Origin of the sequence: Paraburkholderia silviterrae, assembly GCF_004353915.1 — a bacterium.
Lineage (GTDB): Bacteria > Pseudomonadota > Gammaproteobacteria > Burkholderiales > Burkholderiaceae > Paraburkholderia > Paraburkholderia silviterrae.
In genome coordinates, this window is sequence record NZ_SMRP01000011.1 from 267,316 (window position 1) to 267,559 (window position 244).

At 68.4% G+C, this 244-nt stretch carries 1 protein-coding gene; it reads right to left on the reverse strand.

What is annotated here, in order from left to right; translation table 11 throughout:
• A partial coding sequence (locus EYW47_RS40985; protein WP_205710124.1) for a DUF3138 family protein occupies positions 1-244 on the reverse strand: 244 nt, incomplete at both ends.

The following is a 244-nucleotide window of genomic DNA, read 5'->3' on the forward strand; positions in this document are numbered from 1 at the left end:
TGTCGGATAGAACAGCAGATCGAGCGCCACGTCCTGACGCGTCGCGCCGTGGCATTCGAAGCCGTGGCCGCCGTTGGCCTGCGAAGTCGCGAGGCACTCCGAACCAATGCCGAAGCCGTTGTACGGGTCCATGCCGTTGCCGTTGAGCGCGATGCCGCCACCGCCGCCGCCGTTCTTGCCGTCGGCGAGCACGTCGTAGCGCGCGGTCACGCCCATGCGGCCCACCACCGGCGCGTTGAACTTG